The following is a 15,931-nucleotide window of genomic DNA, read 5'->3' on the forward strand; positions in this document are numbered from 1 at the left end:
TGCGGTCACGACGCGCTGGCCGAACCTGGCTGGCACGTACGTGGCGCCGCCGACGTGGCCAAGCTCGACAGCCTGCGGCCGGGCCGCCACCGAGCATGGCACCGGGGCCGGGCCGGGGGTCGGCAGACACGCCGGGACGGCGCGCGGATCTTTGCCCGCCCCGCCGGGCGGAAATCCGCACCTGCCCGTCCCTTTCCCGGCCCGCTGACAGATCGCCTGCCGGGTTCGCGCCATAAGCTGGCCTTGTGACGTCAATGGGCGCTCTGCGTGATCCGGCGAACCGCGTCTCGCCCAAAGCCATCCGGATGTGGCTGCTGGAGTCGCTGGTCGCGTTCGTGTTCTTCCTGGGCGGCTCGCTGCTCGTGTCGCGATGGGTCGACGGCAGCGACTGGTCGTGGGTGCCGCGATGGCTGGCGGCGGACGCGTGGCTGCTGCCCGTCGCGGTCATGGCGGTGACGGTGCCGTTCCTGGTGGCCGAGCCGTTCGTACGGTACTTCGTGCATCGCTGGGAGCTTTCTGGGGACGTCGTCTACGCCCGGTCGGGGTTCCTGACCAGGGAGTGGGTGTTCGTGCCTGTGAGCCGCATCCAGACCGTCGACAAGGGGCAGGGGTGGTTCGAGCGGCTGCTCGGGCTGGCCACGCTGGAGATCCGCACGGCCTCCCACGCGGGGTCCTCGACGATCAAGGGTCTCGACTACCGGGTGGCGGCCGAGCTGGCCGAGCAGCTCGCGCGCCGGGCGGAAGAGCTCAGGGACGACGCCACATGACCGACCCCCGTCCCGACGAACCCGCCCCAGGCCCGGACGGCGGCTGGGCCTCGCCCACGCCTCCTCCGCCGGCCGGTGGCGAGCCGCCCGCGGCTCCCAGAGGCCCCGTGCCCGGACCCGTAGGGCCGTCTCCCGCGCACGGAGCGCCACCACCGGTGCCCGGCGGGCCGCCCTACCCCGGGCCCGGGGGGCCCTACCCCGGGCCCGGGGGGCCGTATCCCGGGCCTGGCGGGCCGCATCCTGGCGCCGGCGGGCCGTACCCGGGGCCTGGGGGGCCGTTTCCCTGGCCGCCGCCTGCGGGGCGGGCGCCGCAGCGGCTCAGCCCCAAGGTGCTGCTCATCGACCCCGTGCGGATGCTGCCCTCACTCCTCCTCCCTCTGGTCGGAGTCCTGTTCGTGGGCGGCTTCTCGGCCAGGTCGTACGCCTACGCGGCCGTCGGCGTCCTGGCCGCCATCGTGTTCGCGACCGTCAGGTGGGCCACTTTCACGTACGAGATCGTCGGCGACCGCCTGGAGACCAAGCGCTCGCTGATCAGCCGCTCCGTCCGCACCATCCCGCTGGAACGCATCCGCGGCGTCGACGTCTCCACCCCGCCCATGCACCGGCTGCTCGGCCTGACCATCCTCAAGATCGACACGGGGGCGAGCGGCGACGAGGAGGAGGCCAAGCTCGCCGGCGTCTCCCTGGACGAGGCCGAACGCCTCAAGGCGCTCCTCCTGCGCCGCACGGCCGAACCCGCCGGGGACGCGCACGTCCCCCACGCCGCCGCGGGCCCCAAGGAACGCACCATCATCGGCGTGCCGCGCAAGTGGCTCCTGTACGGGCCGCTGTCCGGCGCGTACCTGCTCACCCCCTTCGCCTTCGTCGGCGGCGCGGTCGGGCTGGCCTTCCAGTGGGGGGACGACCTGGGCCTCAGCCAGGACGACGCCCTGAGCGCGGGGGAGTGGCTCTGGGGGCACCCCTACCTCCTGATCGGCGTGGCGGTGCTGCTCGTGCTGGCGATGCCGTTCGCGGGCGGGCTGATGTACGCGGTCTTCAACTGGAACTTCGAGCTCAAGCGCCGCGACGGCTACCTGGTGGCCGAGCGCGGACTGATCAACCGGCGCAGCGTGTCGCTGGAGTCGAAGCGGGTGCGCGGCTACGAGATCGTGGACGGCCTGGCCGAACGGTGGGCCGGGGTCGTACGCGTGTGGGCCATCGTGACGGGGCTCGGTGACTCGGAGACGCGCGGGCAGCTCCTGCCCGACGTGCCGCGGACGGTCGCGTTCCAGGTGACCGGCGACGCGATCGGCCCCTACGACGCGGCCCTGCGCCCTCATCCGCCCGTGGCCCGCAGGCGCCGCCTGTTCCGGGCCGTCTTCCCGTGGCTGGTGCTGGCCGCCGTGAGCGTCGCCGGCCTCTGGGCCACCGGGGGCGTCTTCTGGTGGGTCCTGCTGGTGCTAGCGCTGCTCCTGGCCGGCGGCGGGGTGCCGCTGGGGCTCGACAGGTACGCGTCGCTGGGGCACGGCTACGACGGCGGGCGCCTGGCGGTGCGGTCGGGGTCGCTGCGGCGGGCGCAGGCCGTGGTCGAACGCCGGGCCGTGGTGGGGTGGCGGCTGCGGCAGACCTGGTTCCAGCGGCGGGCCGGGGTGCTCACGCTGATCGCCGGGGTCGGGGCCGGCAAGGGGGGTTATTCGGCGATCGACGTCGCCGAGGCGCAGGGGGTGGAGTTCGCCGCGGAGGTGACGCCCGAGTGGCTGGCGCCGTTCCTGGAGCGCGGCGAGTCTTGACGGACCCGGCCGGCGCCGTTCGCGGGGCGCTGCCATCCCGGCGGGCCGGTTCGCGGTGGTTCTGGAGCGCGGTGGACCCTGGCCGGGCCGGTCGCTCGTGGGCGGCCGTGGAGGGGTTTCCTGGCGCGCGGCCGCTGCGTGCCCGGGGGGTTACGGCGTGCTCGGTGGTGTCGTCGTCTCCTGCGGTCAGTCCTGGCGACGGGCGCCGAACATGATCTCGTCCCAGGTCGGCACGGACGCCCGGCGCCCCCGCGAGTTCTTGCGCGCCTGACGTGCGGCCGGGGCGGGCGGCGGAGACGGCACCGGCACGGGCGGCTCCTCCTTGCTCTCGTCCTTGCCGGCCCGCGCCGCCGGGACCGCGGGAGCGGGCTTCGGCTTGGGCTGGGGCGCGGGAGGCTTGCTCTCCTGGACGGGCTCCGGCTGCGCCGCCTTCTTCCCGGGCGCGGCCGGCTGCTCGGCGGCCGGCGTGGGCTCCGGGACGGCGGGCTTCTCGGGGACGACCGGCTCGGGCTCTGCCACCACCGGCTGCTCGGCGACGACCGCGGCCGTCTCCTCAGCCGCAACCTCTTGGGCCGCAGCCTCTTGGGCCGCAGCCTCTTGGGCCGCAGCCTCCTGGGCCGCAGCCTCTTGGGCCGCAGCCTCCTGTGCCGGAGTCTCCTGTGCCGCGGTCTCCTTGACCGTGGGCTCCTCGGCGGCGGGCTCCTCAGCCGCGGGCTTCGGCTCCTCGGTCGCGGTTGACGCCGGCTCAGGCGCAGTGGCCCGAGTCGCGGCGGCCTCGACCGTGGCGGTCTCGGCTGTGCCGGACTCGACCGCGGCGCCCTCGACCGTGGCGGCTTGGGCAGTGGCGGTCTGGGCGGTGGCTGCGTCGCCGCTCGCGACGGCGTCACCGCTCGCGACGGCCTCTGCCTTCTCGACGGTTTCCGTCCGCGCGGCCGGTTCCGTGTTCGCGGGTGCCTGCGTGCTCGCAGCCGGTTCAGGGCGGGCGGGAAGCTCGGAGCCGCCGGCCGGTGCGGCCCCTGCGGCCGGTGCGGGGCTCGCGTCCTGCGTGGGGCTTGCCGCCGCTGCCGGGCTCGAGACCGACTCGGCCTCGGGCGTAACGGATTCGGGCGCAACGGCCTCGGGCGCAACGGCCTCGGGTGCAACGGCCTGTGCAGCGGGCGTCTGCGCCACTTGCGGCTGACCCGAAGGGGCGGTGGCCACCTGGGGCCGGCTCGGGGTGGCGGACGCCTGGGGCTCTGCCGTGGTGGCAGTGACCACGTCGGGCTCCGCGACGGCTGTCGGCTCCTTGGCCGTGCCGGTGCCTGCGGCTGCCGCGGCGGTGTCGGTGCTCGCGGCTGCTGGAGCCGCGTCGGCGACTGCCGCGGCGGGAGCTGCCGGGGCCGCTTCGGTGTCGGTGCTCGTCTGGGTGGAGACCTCGGGAGCGACGCTCGGCCGGGACGACGCTTCCGCGTCGGTGGCCGGCGTGGCGGACGGGGGCGAACTGACGGTGGCCGTGGGCGCGTCCGGCTGGGCGGAAGGCAGTGCGGCAGGGGCAGGCTCGGTGGCGACCGCTCCCTGGACGGCGGGTGTGCCGAGGTCGGCGACCGGCGCACCGGCCACCTCCGCGCCAGTGGCGGCCACCTCGGTGGAAGCCGCAGTGCCTGCGGTGGGCGCCGCCTGGGTGGAAGCCGCCGCGCTCGGGGCGGGCGCCGCCTCGGCGTGCGGCGGCTCTGCCCCGGCGCGCGGTGCTTCCGCTTCGGCGGGCGATGCTTCCTGCCTGGCCGGGGCCTCGGGAGTCGTGGGCGTCGGAACCTCGATGACACGGCCCGCCATGGGGTCGGCCTGGGGTGCGGACGCGGCGACCGGCTCGGCTGCGGGTTCGGCGCGCGCGGCGGGGTCGGCGACCGGTCCCGCCACGGTCTGGGCCTGTGCGGCCGGTGCGGCGACCGGCTCGACGCGCGCGGTGGATTCGGCGACCGGCTGAGCCGTGGGCCCGGTCTGGGCGGCAGGTGCGGGGACCGGCCTGGACGGGGGTGCGGGCTCCTCGGCCGTCGGCTGTGCTGCCGGCCGAGGGTCCGGGCGGGACGACGGCGGGGTGGCCGGGGCGTAGATGGACTCGTGCTCCGCCCGGCCGGACCCGAAGTCGGGCAGCCATGGCGAAGACCCGCCGCGGCGGGACGAGGTGTCGCCGGGGCGGGCGTAGCCGGTTTCGCGGGCGGGCGGCTCGGGCCGGAAGGGCTCGCGTGACGGCGGTTCTTCTCTGGCCGGCGGATCGAAGGGCGCTTCGCGGGAGGGCGGGTAGGCCGTCTCGGACGAGGGGGAGTAGGGCTCGGGCTCGCCGCGCACCACCGAGGGGAACGGCAGCGGGTCGGAGGCCAGCGGCGGCACGGGCTGCAGCTTGGCCACGCGCGGCGCGAACGGCGTCACCGTGGTGTCCTCCACCACGGCGGGCTCGGGGTCGAAGTCGGCGGCCGACAGGCGCATGGCCTCGTCGTCGTGCGGGGTGACGTGCCGCTTGCGCGGGTCGAAGAGCCATTCGGCGTGGCGCGTGTGACCGTTCCACACGTAGCCGAGCTTGACCCGCCACAGGCCGTCGTCGCGCTTGGCGCTGTCCCAGTCGATCTCGTCGGTGGGCACGCCGCGCCTGGTCAGCCGCTCAGCGACGAGCTCGCCGAGGGTGGGACCGGGGGCGGACTCGCCCGGCATGCGGACGGCGACGCGCTGCGCCTGCTGGGCGACGTACTCCCGCTCCTGGAGCACGGGCCCCTCGAACCAGCGGACACGCTCGACCGGGATCCCGGCGGTCGCGGCGATCTCCTCCGCCGTCTCTCCGGCACGGATGCGGGCCTGGATCTCCTTGGGGCGCAACGGACTCTCCACTTCGATCTCGTACTGGCCGAGACGGGAGAAGTTGCCGCGGACGGCAGCACGGAGCCGGTCGTCCACGGGAAGCGTGAAGCGCGTACCTCGCCCCGCAGTAGCCAGCACGAGGTAGGTGCCGTCCTCACTCACCGCGACGAGTCGGAGCTCCTGCATGCGAGTCCCTTCGTCAGCGTCGCCATTCTTCCCCCGGACCCTTGAGTCTCTCGCGTGTGCCGGTTGCCTGCCAGCACCGTACCCGGCATGTCCGAACATCGCCTTCCTGGGATAGCCCCGGGGCGATGTGACGCCGGTCACATTTGTGGTGTCCATCCCTCTAGAGCCCGCCGTTGCGTACCAGGAGGTTATTTGGCCTCGACGGGTTCTGGCGAATCGCGCCCCGGGCCGTCGTGCAGTCCAGCCAGGCGGAAAGGGTCGCGGGGTCGGTGTTCGGATGACGTTCGAGATGGCGGGCGGCGGCTCCGGCGAGGTGCGGGGCGTGGGCGGAGAACGCCCGGCCGTCAGAGGTGAGCCGGCAGGCGCCGCCGTTGGCGGCGCCGATGACGAACACGCCCGAGCGTACGAGCGAGCGCGCGGATCGGGTGAGGGCGGGCGAGTCGGCGCCGTCGGTGGGCAGGAGCGCCACGGACGGTCCGCGGGCGTGCCGGTGGATCCAGTCGAGCCCCGCCAGCATGTCGGCCAGCGTGCCGGAGCCGCCGCAGCCGAGCACCCGCACGGAGGCGATCCCCGCCTTGGGGGCGACGTCGTGGGCGCGGGCGGCGACGCGTGTGCCGTGGCGGCCGCAGGCGCGCCCGGTGCCGCCGGTGGCGTCGAAGGCGCGCCAGACCCGGTCGCCGAACTCGGCGCGGCGCATGGCGACGCCGCTGTCCAGGACGTACACGGTGGTGCCGGCGCCGCCGCCCCGGGCCGAGGGCGGGCGTTGGGGGGCGCGCAGGGCCATGGGATGGATCTGGCGGTCCGGCTCGATGGTGCGCACCCGCGAGTCGGCGCGCAGTTCCTCCAGCTCGGAGGCGGTGAGGAAGGTGGCGAACCCCGGCAGCGCCGAGGTGTAGTAGCGGCGCACCCTCCAGCGCACCTCGCCGACGAGGTCGCGGGCGGCCTCCCGGTCGCGCGCGGTGACGATGTAGGGCCGGGCGGGCTCGGGATGGTCGGGGTGCAGCGTGAGTCCCGCGGCGGGGGTCATGGCGAGAGGGGCGGCGGTCGCCGCGGCCGTTGCCACGGCCGCGGCGAGGTACACGGAGGGCAGGCCGAGTCGTCGGGGCACGATCGGCAAGGATGCCTGTCACGCAGGTCACAGGAACAACAGGACACGCGCTCGCGTCTATTCACGAGACAGGTCTTTACCGAACGCGGGGCAAGGAAGGACTGATCCGGGGGATGAGCGGCGAGCAGCGGAAGTTCGAGCTGAGCGTGCCGCAGATCCTGGGCAGCGCGCTGGCCGCGGTCACCGCGGCGGTGGCGGCGTCGTATCTGGGCGTGGCCGGGACGGTGATCGGGGCGGCGGTGGTCAGCGTCGCCAGCACGGTGGCCACGGCCGTCTACACGCACTATCTCAAGCAGACGGGGGAGCGGGTCAAGCACCGCACGCCGCTGGTAGTCCGGCGCGAGGGGTCTCAGGAGGAGGAGCGGCCGGGTGGCGACGTCACGCTGGTGATGCCCGCCGTACGGCCGGCGCCGAGGTGGCGGCTGCCGTGGCTGAAGATCGGCGCGGCGGCGGCGATCGTGTTCGGGGTGAGCATGGGCAGCATCCTGGTCTACCAGGCGGCCGCCCAGCAGACCGTGCACGAGCAGGTGACGGGCAGGACACCGGCGAAGGCGCAGCAGAAACAGCAGGAGGAGGAGCGCGCGCCGGCCACGCGGGAGACCGTGAGCGAGGGGCCGCCCGCGTACACGGACGCGCCGGTCACCCCTGAGGACACCCCGGCGCCGACGCCCACCCCCACGCCCAGCAGGACCGTCACGCCCACCCCCGAGCCGACGCCGACCCCGGCGCCCACCCCGTCCGAGACGGTGGAGCCGTCGCAGGAGGGCACGCCCAGCGCCCCGCCGACGCAGGAGGAGCCGGACGTGGTCGAGGAGGCGCCGTCACCCGACACGGAGCGGGCCGAGCCGGAGCACGGCACGCCGCCGGGCTAGGCGCCCGGCACGGAGCGGGGCACTCCGCCTGCTCAGGCGCCCAGCACGGTGTCCAGGTAGGCGTTGGTGAACAGGCGGCCGGGGTCCAGGCGGTCGCGCAGGGCCGCGAAGTCCGCGAAGCGGGGGTAGACCTTGGCGAGGTAGGCGGCGTCGCGGGTGTGCAGCTTGCCCCAGTGGGGGCGGCCGTCCAGGCGGGTCATGATCTCCTCGACGCCCTCGAAGTAGTCGGGGTTCGGCGTCGGGCGGTAGAGGTGGCAGGCGACGTACGCCGACGGCCGCCCGTACGCGGTGGACAGCCACGCGTCGCTGGGCGGCGTCACCCGCACCTCCACCGGGAAGGTGATCTTCCAGTCCATCCGCTCGACCAGGTCGCGCGTCTCGCGCAACGCCTGGGCCAGGCGCTCGCGCGGCACGGCGTACTCCATCTCCAGGAAGCGCACGTCCCGACGCGCGGTGAACGCCCTGTACGAGGCGTCCACCGACTCGGAGTCGCCGAGCGCCGCCGCGCTGAGCTCGTTGATCCGCGGGATCAGGGCGGGCACGCGGGCCCCGAGCGCGCAGGCCGCGCCGAACAGGGTGTTCTCCAGGAAGACGGTGTCCAGCCAGCGGCGGAACGCGCCCGGCGGGCGGGCCGGTCCGGGGCTGCGGTTGTTGGTCTTGACCAGGCACGCGTCGGTGTGCGGCAGCCAGAAGAAGTCGAGGTGCTCGTTGGCGGTGGTCAGCTCGTCGAGCGTGCCGAGGATGTCGCCGAGCGGCAGCCTGCGCCGCCGGTTGCGCAGCAGGAACGCGGGCTCCACCCGTAAGGTCACCGCTGTCAGGACGCCGAGCGCGCCCAGCCCCACCCGGGCCGCGTCGAACAGGTCCTCGCCGGGCGCGACGGTGGCCACGGTGCCGTCGGCCAGCACCAGCTCCAGCTCGGTGACCTGGTCGGCGAGGCCGCCGCTGTCACGGCCGGTGCCGTGGGTGCCGGTCTGGATGGCGCCGGCGACGGTCTGCTCGGTGATGTCGCCCATGTTCGCCAGGGCCAGGCCGCGCCGGGCGAGTGATTCGTTCAGCGCCCGCAGGGAAGTGCCGGCCAGCACGGTGACGCGGTCGTCCGCCCACGTCCTGACCCCGGTCAGGGCGCCGGGCCGCAGCATGATGCCGTCGGTGAGCGCCACCCCGGTGAAGGAGTGCCCCGTGCCGACCATGCGGAGCCGCCGCCCGGAGGCGGCGGCGTCGCGCACGGCGCGTACGACGTCCTCGACGGAGGACGGGGAGCGCACCTCGGCGGGGGTGCCCGACTGGTTGCGCGCCCAGTTCACGAAGGCCACGGGCACCCCTCCAGAGCATCGTTCCGGTTAAACGTGAACGATACTCACTTCTCCCAGCCGTCGGGAACGGGGAAGATGTCGCCGGGCTTCAGGTCCTCGTTCTTGACCACGTCGGAGACCGTGACGAGGTGGTAGCCCTTGTTCTGCAGGGTCTTGATGAGCGCGGGCATGCCGTCCACCGTCTGCTTCACCCAGTCGTGCATGAGGATGATCGAGTTCGGCTTGGCGACGGCGAGGGTCTGCTTCTGGATGGCGTCGACGTTCTTGGAGCTCCAGTCCTGGGAGCCCGCGGTCCACAGGATCATCGGCATGCCGAACTCCGCGGCGATGTCGGAGACCTGCAGGTCGGCCATCCCGTACGGCGGGCGCAGCAGCTTGGGCTCGACGCCCGCGGCCTTCTTCACCGCGTCCTGCGTCTTCTGGATCTCGCTCCGGATCGTCCCGGGCTCGCTCTTGGTGAAGTCCGGGTGGCTGTAACTGTGGTTGCCGAGCTCGTGGCCCTCGGCGACCATGCGCTTGACGTACTGCGGGCGGCTCTTCACGTATTGGCCCTCAAGGAAGAACGTCGCCTTGGCGTCGTACTTCTTGAGCGTGTCGAGCAGCGTGCCCGCATACTTGCCCGGCCCGTCGTCGAAGGTCAGCGCGATGCACTTGACCTGATCGCAATCCACGGGCTCCTTCTTCGGAGCCTGCGCGAAGGCCGGCGCCGGAGCAAGGGTCACGCAAACAGCCGCGATAGCTAGAAGTGAACTGATTTGTCGGGACATAACTAGTGCTTCCAGTGTGATGGGTGTTGCGAGGGATGTCCCGACCGTAGCGGATCAGCTCTTCGCGGGTGAAGGAGCCTCGGGAAGTCTCAGCAAACCCGAACCTCCGATGCCCACGATCACGGCGACGGCCGCGGCGACGATGGAGAACACGTACGCGTCGGAGGCCCCGTACGTCTCGGTGAGCTGCCCGCCCGCCCACGAGCCGAGCGCCACGCCGAGCGTGATCGCGGTCGAGATCCACGCCATGCCCTCGGTGAGCAGGTACTGCGGCACCAGCCGCTCGGTGAGGGAGAAGCAGGTGATGAGCGTCGGCGAGATGGCGAACCCCGCCAGGAACAGCGCCGCCGCCATGATGCCCGGGGTGTCGATGAACAGGATCGGCAACAGCCCCACCACGAACAGGGCCAGCGCGCGCACGAACCGCGCGCGCAGCGAGATCCGCCAGCTGCGCGAGCCGAACCAGAGCCCCGACACCATCGACCCGCCCGCGAACGAGGCCAGCAGGAACCCGGAGGCCCACTTGACCCCCTGCTCCTCGGCGAAGGCCACCGTGATCAGGTCCACGGAGCCGAAGATCGCGCCCAGCGCCAGGGAGACGGCGGCCAGCAGGGCGACGGCGGGGATGAGGATCGGCGTGCCGCCCGACGACCTGACGAGCTGCACGGGTGGCTGGGTGCGCCGCTGCGCGGCCAGCGCCAGGGAGCCGGCCAGCATGCAGACCAGGGCCACGATCAGGCCGGCGTAGGGGTTGACGGTGGTCGCGAGCACCGTGACCAGCGCGGGACCGGTGACGAAGACGACCTCGTCCGCCACCGACTCGAACGCGAAGGCGGTGTGCAGCCGGTCCGTGCCGCCGTGGATCACCGACCAGCGCGCCCGCACCATGGAGCCCAGCGACAGCGACGTGGCGCCGATGACCAGCCCCGCGGCGTACAGCGTCCATTCGGGCAGCCCGCCGCCGGCGGAGAGCATGAGGGCCGCCAGTGCCAGCGCGTTGACGACGGCGAACGGGGGGATCACCCGGCCCTGCCCGAACCTGTCGGCGAGCCGGCCCGACAGCGGGGCGGCGGCGGCGAAGGCCAGGTTGGAGACGGCTCCGACGGCGCCGGCGGTGGCGTAGTTGTCGGTCAGCGCGGTGATCAGCAGGATGACGCCGATGCCGAGCATCGACATCGGCATCCGGCCGACGAGCCCCGCCAGCACGAACGCCTTCGTTCCGGGCCTTTCGAACAACCCCCGGTAAGGCCCGACCACGCTGTTTCCCCCTTACTCAAGCAGCTAACCATTGCGCACATATGTCGGGATCGCAAGTGGTTTCGGGCTGGCGTGAGTTAACGTGTCCCGAGTGTCCGGTCTTCCCACTGTCCGTGCGGTCATGCTCATGCTCATCGCCGTGCTCGCGGTCACCGCCGCCGCCGGCGGCGTCGTGGTCCTCATGGACGGTGACCTGCTCAGCGGCAGCGCCCAGGACCCGGGACGCGGCCGGCCCCGCGCCACCCAGCAGCCGGCGGCCGCACCCCGCCTCGACCAGCTCGTGCCCACCACCGAGCCGGTCAGGGACTTCGGCGCCGGCGGCCCCGGCGTCACCTCCACGCCGGCCCGCGTGCTGGCGATCGCCGCGGGCACCGTCCCCAGGGAGACCAGGCTCAAGCTCGCGAAGCTGAAGCACGTGCAGAAGGTCACCATCGTGGACGCGGGTGCGGTCAAGATCTCGGGCACCGGGCTGAACCTGCTGGCCGTGGACCCGTCCGGCTTCCGCTCGTGGACACCGCAGCCCGTCGCCGACCAGCCCGCCGTGTGGAGCGCGCTGGCCAGGGGCGAGCTCGTCGCCGAGACGACCGCGATGCGCAGGCTCGGGATGATCCTGGGCGCGGTGTACCAGGTGGACGGCGGGCCCAGGCTGCGCGTCGCGGCCTCGGCCGCGCTCGGGCTGACCGGCGTGGACGGGCTGATCAGCGCGGACGTGGGCAGGACGCTGGGGTTCGCGCAGGGCGTGGCGGTGCTCCTGCACGGCAAGGAGGGCAGGATCGGCGAGGCGGGCGTGCGCAAGGCGCTCGGCAAGGGCGCCCAGGTCGTCGTGCTCGACGCCGCCGCGCGTGCCCCGAAGCAGCAGCAACAGCCCGCCCAGGAGCAGCCGCAGCAGGTCAGCGTGGGCCGGCCGAGCAGCTACCTGGAGCTCTACAAGGCCGCCGCCACCCGCTGCCCCGGGCTGTCATGGACGGTGCTGGCCGCGATCGGGCAGGTGGAGAGCAGCCACGGGCGCAACAACGGGCCGTCGAGCGCGGGCGCGCTGGGGCCCATGCAGTTCATGCCCGCCACCTGGAAGCACTACGGCGTGGACGGCGACGGGGACGGCAAGAAGGACATCTGGAGCCCGTACGACGCCGTGCCCGGTGCGGCGAACTACCTGTGCGCCAACAAGGCCGGGCAGGGCGGCGAGAGGCTGCGCAAGGCGATCTGGTTCTACAACCACTCGTGGGACTACGTGAACAAGGTCATGTCGATCGCCGACGCGTACGCGAAGACCTACGCCTGAGGCCGCCGCTTGGGGGCCGGGCAGCAGGTGAGCGGGCACGGCACCGGCTCCGGCTCGGCCATCAGCTCGCGCACCATCCCCACGAACCGCGGATGCGTGCCCGCCGTCGCGGCCCGCTCCAGCGGCAGGCCCAGCTCGGCGGCCACGGCCCTGGCCTCGGTGTCGAGGTCGTAGACGACCTCCATGTGGTCGGAGACGAACCCGATCGGCACCAGCACCACGGCGGGCGCCTCGATCTTGCGCAGGTGGTCGCAGACGTCCGGCTCCAGCCACGGCACCTGCGGCGGCCCGCTGCGCGACTGCCACACCAGGTCCCACGGCCCGGTGCGGCCCAGCGCCTGGTTGACCAGCTCGGCGCTCCTGCGCAGCTGCTCCTCGTAGAGCCCGCCCTCGGGGCCCGCGGTCTCGGCCATGGAGACGGGGATGCTGTGGGCGGTGAAGACGAGCCGGGCGTCGTCGCGGCCGAGCCGCTCCAGCGCCGCCCTCGTGTGGTCGGCCATGGCCGCCACGAAGCCGGGGTGCTCGCCGTAGTGGCGCATCTTGATCAGCTCGGGGCCGCCCTCGATCGAGATCCGCCTGATGTCCTCGTAGTACTGGCGGCAGCTCGAGTAGCCCGCGAACGCCGAGGTGGCGAAGACGGCGGCCTTCCTGACCCCGTCGGCCCGCATCTGGCGCACGGTGTCCTCGCCGAACGGGTGCCAGTTGCGGTTGCCCCAGTAGACCGGCACGTCGAGCACCGGGCGCAGCGCCTCGACCAGGTCGCGGTTCTGCTGGTTGATCGGGCTGACCCCGCCGAAGCTCTGGTAGTGCTCGGCCACTTCGAGCAGGCGCTCGCGCGGCACGCCACGGCCGCGCACGACATTCTCCAGGAACGGCATCACGTCGTCCGGACCCCCGGGACCGCCGAACGACAGGACCAGCAAGGCGTCGTAAATTCCCACGTGACCACACTATGGGGGAGTGTCGGCGGTCCTCCCCGCGAGGTAGGTTCGATCGAGTGAGCGCATTCAACGACATTCGTGACTATGTGGCCATTCCCCGGGTCCTTTCTCTGCGGCTTTCGCCTGATGGCTCCAGGTTGATCTCCACCGTTCAGTCCCTCAATCCCGACGGCAAGTCGTTCGGCACCGCGCTCTGGGCCGTCCCGCTGGACGGCGAGCCGTACCGGCTGACGCGCTCGGCCAAGGGCGAGTCCGCAGCCGTCTTCACCGACGCGGGCGACGTGCTGTTCACCTCCGCCCGCCCCGACCCGACCGCCAAGGAGCCCGGCGAGGAGGTGCCCGCGCTGTGGCTGCTGCCCCGGGCGGGCGGCGAGGCCCGCCAGGTGGCCACCCGGCCCGGCGGCATCGGCGGCGTGCGCACGGCCGGCGACGTGGTCGTGTTCGTCTCCGACGTGCTCGACGGCGAGGAGTCGGCCGACGAGGAGAAGCGCAAGGCCCGCAAGGAGGCCGGCATCAGCGCGATCCTGCACGAGGGCTACCCCGTCCGCTACTGGGACCACGACCTCGGGCCCGGCCGGCCCAGGCTGTTCGCGGCCAGGCTCGGCGCCGACCGCCTGGAGGACGTGCGCGACCTGACCCCCGACGCGGGCGACGCGCTGCGCGAGGGCGGGTTCGAGCTGACCCCCGACGGCACCACCGTGATCAGCACCTGGCGCGTGCAGTTGCCGAAGGGCGAGTCGCGCACCGAGCTGGTCGCCATCGACGTGGCCACCGGCGAGCGGCGCGTGCTGCTGTCCGACGAGGCCCACGACTTCACCGGGCCGCTGGCGATCTCGCCCGACGGCGCCAGGCTGGCCTGCTCGCGCGACCGGCTCACCTCGCTCGACGTCTCGGCGTACAGCGAGCTGTGGATCGCCGACCTGGCCACCGGTCAGGGCCGCGCCTACGCGCCGGGCCTGTGGCCCTCGGACGTCGACTGGGCGCCGGACTCCTCGGCCGTCTACATCGCGGCCGACCACCAGGGCCGCCGCCCGGTCTTCCGGGTCCCGCTGGGCGGGGAGCCGGCCAGGCTCACCCAGGACGACGCCTCCTACCTCGGCCTCAACCCGTCGCCCGACGGCCGCTGGATCTACGCCCTGCGCAGCGCGGTCGACCTCGCCCCCGCCCCGGCCAGGATCGACGCCGCCACCGGCGAGATCGCCGACCTGCTCTCGCCCGCGCCGCGGCCGGAGGTGACCGGCACGCTCACCGAGGTCACCGCCAGCGCCGACGACGGCACCACGATCCGCGGCTGGCTGGCCCTGCCGGAGGGCGCCTCCGCCGCCAGCCCCGCGCCGTTCGTGCTGTTCATCCACGGCGGCCCGCTCGGCTCCTGGAACGACTGGCAGTGGCGCTGGCAGTCGTGGATCCTGGCCCAGCACGGGTACGCCGTCCTCATGCCCGACCCCTGCATGTCCACCGGCTACGGCCAGGAGATGATCGACCGCGGCTGGGGCGACTGGGGCCCGCGCACCCAGGCCGACCTCGACGCGATCGTGGACGCCGCCCTGGCCAGGGACGACATCGACAGCGAGCGGATCGCCGCGATGGGCGGCTCGTTCGGCGGCTACATGGCCAACTGGCTGGCCGGCCACACCGACCGCTACAAGGCCATCGTCACGCACGCCTCGCTGTGGAACCTCGACCAGTTCGCCGGCACCACGGACGCCGCGATGTACTGGCAGCGCGAGTTCGGCCTGCCCGGCGGTGAGCGCTACTCGCTGCTGTCGCCGCACAACGCCCTCGACAAGATCACCACTCCGATGCTCGTCATCCACGGCGACAAGGACTACCGGGTGCCCATCGGCGAGGCGCTGCGGCTGTGGTGGGACCTGCGGCGCACCGAGGTGGACGCGAAGTTCCTGTACTTCCCCGACGAGAACCACTGGATCCTCAAGCCCGGCAACATCGTCGCCTGGTACGAGACCGTCCTGGCCTTCCTCGGTCAGCACGTGCTCGGCCAGGAGTGGAAGCGCCCGGACTCGGTGGCGTGATGACGGACTTCCTGAGGCTCGCCGAGGACATCGCCCGCGAGGCCGGCGACATGCTGCTGGCCAAGCGGCCCACGATGTCCGGCGAGATCGAGACCAAGTCCAGCCCCACCGACGTGGTCACCGCGCTGGACAAGGAGTCCGAGGAGCTCATCCGCGAGCGCATCCTGGCCGCCAGGCCCGGCGACCGCGTCCTCGGCGAGGAGGGCGGCGAGGACCCCGGCGAGTCCGACGTGCGCTGGATCGTGGACCCCGTCGACGGCACCGTCAACTTCCTGTACGGCCTGCCGGACTGGGCGGTGTCCATCGCCGTCGAGGTACGCGGCGAGGTCGTGGCCGGCGTCGTCAACGTGCCGTCGCGCGGCGAGGTCTTCACCGCGGCACGCGGCGAGGGCGCCTGGCTGGGCGGCTCGCGGCTGCGCTGCAACACGGGCGTGCCGCTGGCCCAGGCGCTGGTGGCGACCGGCTTCGGCTACTCCGAGACCCGGCGCGCGGTGCAGGGCGAGGTGGTCGCCCAGGTGCTGCCGCGCGTCCGCGACATCCGGCGCGGCGGATCGTGCGCCGTCGACCTGTGCTCGCTGGCGGCGGGGCGGGTGGACGCCTACTACGAGCGCGGCATCAACCAGTGGGACTACGCCGCGGCGGGCCTGCTGGCGACCGAGTCGGGCGCCAGGTTCGGCGGGCTGAACGGGCGGCCTGCCAGCCCCGACTACGCGTTGTGCGCGGCCCCGGGGCTGTTCGAGGAGCTGCATGACCTGCTGGCGCCGCTGAACCCCGAACGCGACTCCTGATCTGGTGGCGAAACGGCCG

General features: G+C 73.3%; 12 protein-coding genes. 6 read left to right on the top strand and 6 right to left on the bottom strand.

Translation table 11 applies throughout. From position 1 onward, the window contains the following. Positions 1-254: 254 nt before the first annotated feature. Together HD597_RS05925 and HD597_RS05930 are read left to right on the top strand one after the other, a co-directional pair. Positions 255-767 carry a PH domain-containing protein gene (locus tag HD597_RS05925; protein ID WP_253740706.1) on the top strand — a complete coding sequence of 171 codons (513 nt, stop codon included), beginning with the start codon at positions 255-257 and terminating at the stop codon, positions 765-767. A gap of 329 nt (positions 768-1,096) precedes the next feature. After that, positions 1,097-2,536, top strand: a complete 1,440-nt coding sequence (locus HD597_RS05930) for a PH domain-containing protein (protein ID WP_253759247.1) — start codon at positions 1,097-1,099, stop codon at positions 2,534-2,536. Positions 2,537-2,722: 186 nt separating this feature from the next. Here the strand turns inward: HD597_RS05930 and sepH are convergent, their stop codons facing one another. After that, positions 2,723-5,551, bottom strand: coding sequence for a septation protein SepH (gene sepH, locus HD597_RS05935; protein ID WP_253740708.1), 2,829 nt, complete (start codon positions 5,549-5,551; stop codon positions 2,723-2,725). Positions 5,552-5,711: 160 nt separating this feature from the next. Continuing rightward, positions 5,712-6,659 (bottom strand): protease inhibitor I9 family protein, encoded by a 948-nt coding sequence (locus tag HD597_RS05940; protein ID WP_253740709.1) that lies wholly within the window; start codon positions 6,657-6,659, stop codon positions 5,712-5,714. A gap of 113 nt (positions 6,660-6,772) precedes the next feature. On the opposite strand from HD597_RS05940, the gene HD597_RS05945 reads away from it, so the two are divergent. Beyond that, a complete protein-coding gene (locus HD597_RS05945; RefSeq protein WP_253740711.1) occupies positions 6,773-7,531 on the top strand; it encodes a hypothetical protein in 759 nt (252 codons plus the stop codon). Between the two features lie 32 nt (positions 7,532-7,563). Here HD597_RS05945 and HD597_RS05950 read toward each other — a convergent pair whose 3' ends face one another. From HD597_RS05950 to HD597_RS05960, 3 genes are all read right to left on the bottom strand, one after another. Continuing rightward, the gene (locus HD597_RS05950) at positions 7,564-8,844 is read right to left on the bottom strand and encodes a D-arabinono-1,4-lactone oxidase (RefSeq protein WP_253740713.1); all 1,281 of its coding nucleotides are present in this window, start codon (positions 8,842-8,844) and stop codon (positions 7,564-7,566) included. Positions 8,845-8,888: 44 nt separating this feature from the next. After that, positions 8,889-9,515, bottom strand: coding sequence for a polysaccharide deacetylase family protein (locus HD597_RS05955; RefSeq protein WP_253740715.1), 627 nt, complete (start codon positions 9,513-9,515; stop codon positions 8,889-8,891). 150 nt (positions 9,516-9,665) lie between these two features. Next, positions 9,666-10,868 (bottom strand): MFS transporter, encoded by a 1,203-nt coding sequence (locus HD597_RS05960; RefSeq protein WP_253740716.1) that lies wholly within the window; start codon positions 10,866-10,868, stop codon positions 9,666-9,668. A gap of 91 nt (positions 10,869-10,959) precedes the next feature. Between HD597_RS05960 and HD597_RS05965 the strand changes: the two genes are divergently transcribed. Beyond that, the gene (locus tag HD597_RS05965) at positions 10,960-12,150 is read left to right on the top strand and encodes a lytic transglycosylase domain-containing protein (RefSeq protein WP_253740717.1); all 1,191 of its coding nucleotides are present in this window, start codon (positions 10,960-10,962) and stop codon (positions 12,148-12,150) included. Here the strand turns inward: HD597_RS05965 and HD597_RS05970 are convergent. After that, positions 12,141-13,091, bottom strand: coding sequence for a ferrochelatase (locus HD597_RS05970; protein ID WP_253740718.1), 951 nt, complete (start codon positions 13,089-13,091; stop codon positions 12,141-12,143). The two genes, HD597_RS05965 and HD597_RS05970, sit on opposite strands and share 10 nt — an antisense overlap. A gap of 11 nt (positions 13,092-13,102) precedes the next feature. Between HD597_RS05970 and HD597_RS05975 the strand changes: the two genes are divergently transcribed. Further along, positions 13,103-15,124, top strand: coding sequence for a S9 family peptidase (locus HD597_RS05975; RefSeq protein WP_253740719.1), 2,022 nt, complete (start codon positions 13,103-13,105; stop codon positions 15,122-15,124). After that, a complete protein-coding gene (locus HD597_RS05980) occupies positions 15,124-15,912 on the top strand; it encodes an inositol monophosphatase family protein (protein ID WP_253740720.1) in 789 nt (262 codons plus the stop codon). The genes HD597_RS05975 and HD597_RS05980 overlap by 1 nt, the downstream gene beginning before the upstream one ends. Positions 15,913-15,931 lie beyond the last annotated feature (19 nt).

It is taken from the genome of Nonomuraea thailandensis (genome assembly GCF_024172165.1).
Classification (GTDB): domain Bacteria; phylum Actinomycetota; class Actinomycetes; order Streptosporangiales; family Streptosporangiaceae; genus Nonomuraea; species Nonomuraea thailandensis.

Coding starts and splice junctions, on each gene's coding strand:
- HD597_RS05975 (WP_253740719.1), top strand. CDS start 13,103: ATGGGGGAGTGTCGGCGGTCCTCCCCGCGAGGTAGGTTCGATCGAGTG.
- sepH (WP_253740708.1), bottom strand. CDS start 5,551: ATGCAGGAGCTCCGACTCGTCGCGGTGAGTGAGGACGGCACCTACCTC.
- HD597_RS05945 (WP_253740711.1), top strand. CDS start 6,773: ATGAGCGGCGAGCAGCGGAAGTTCGAGCTGAGCGTGCCGCAGATCCTG.
- HD597_RS05925 (WP_253740706.1), top strand. CDS start 255: ATGGGCGCTCTGCGTGATCCGGCGAACCGCGTCTCGCCCAAAGCCATC.
- HD597_RS05980 (WP_253740720.1), top strand. CDS start 15,124: ATGACGGACTTCCTGAGGCTCGCCGAGGACATCGCCCGCGAGGCCGGC.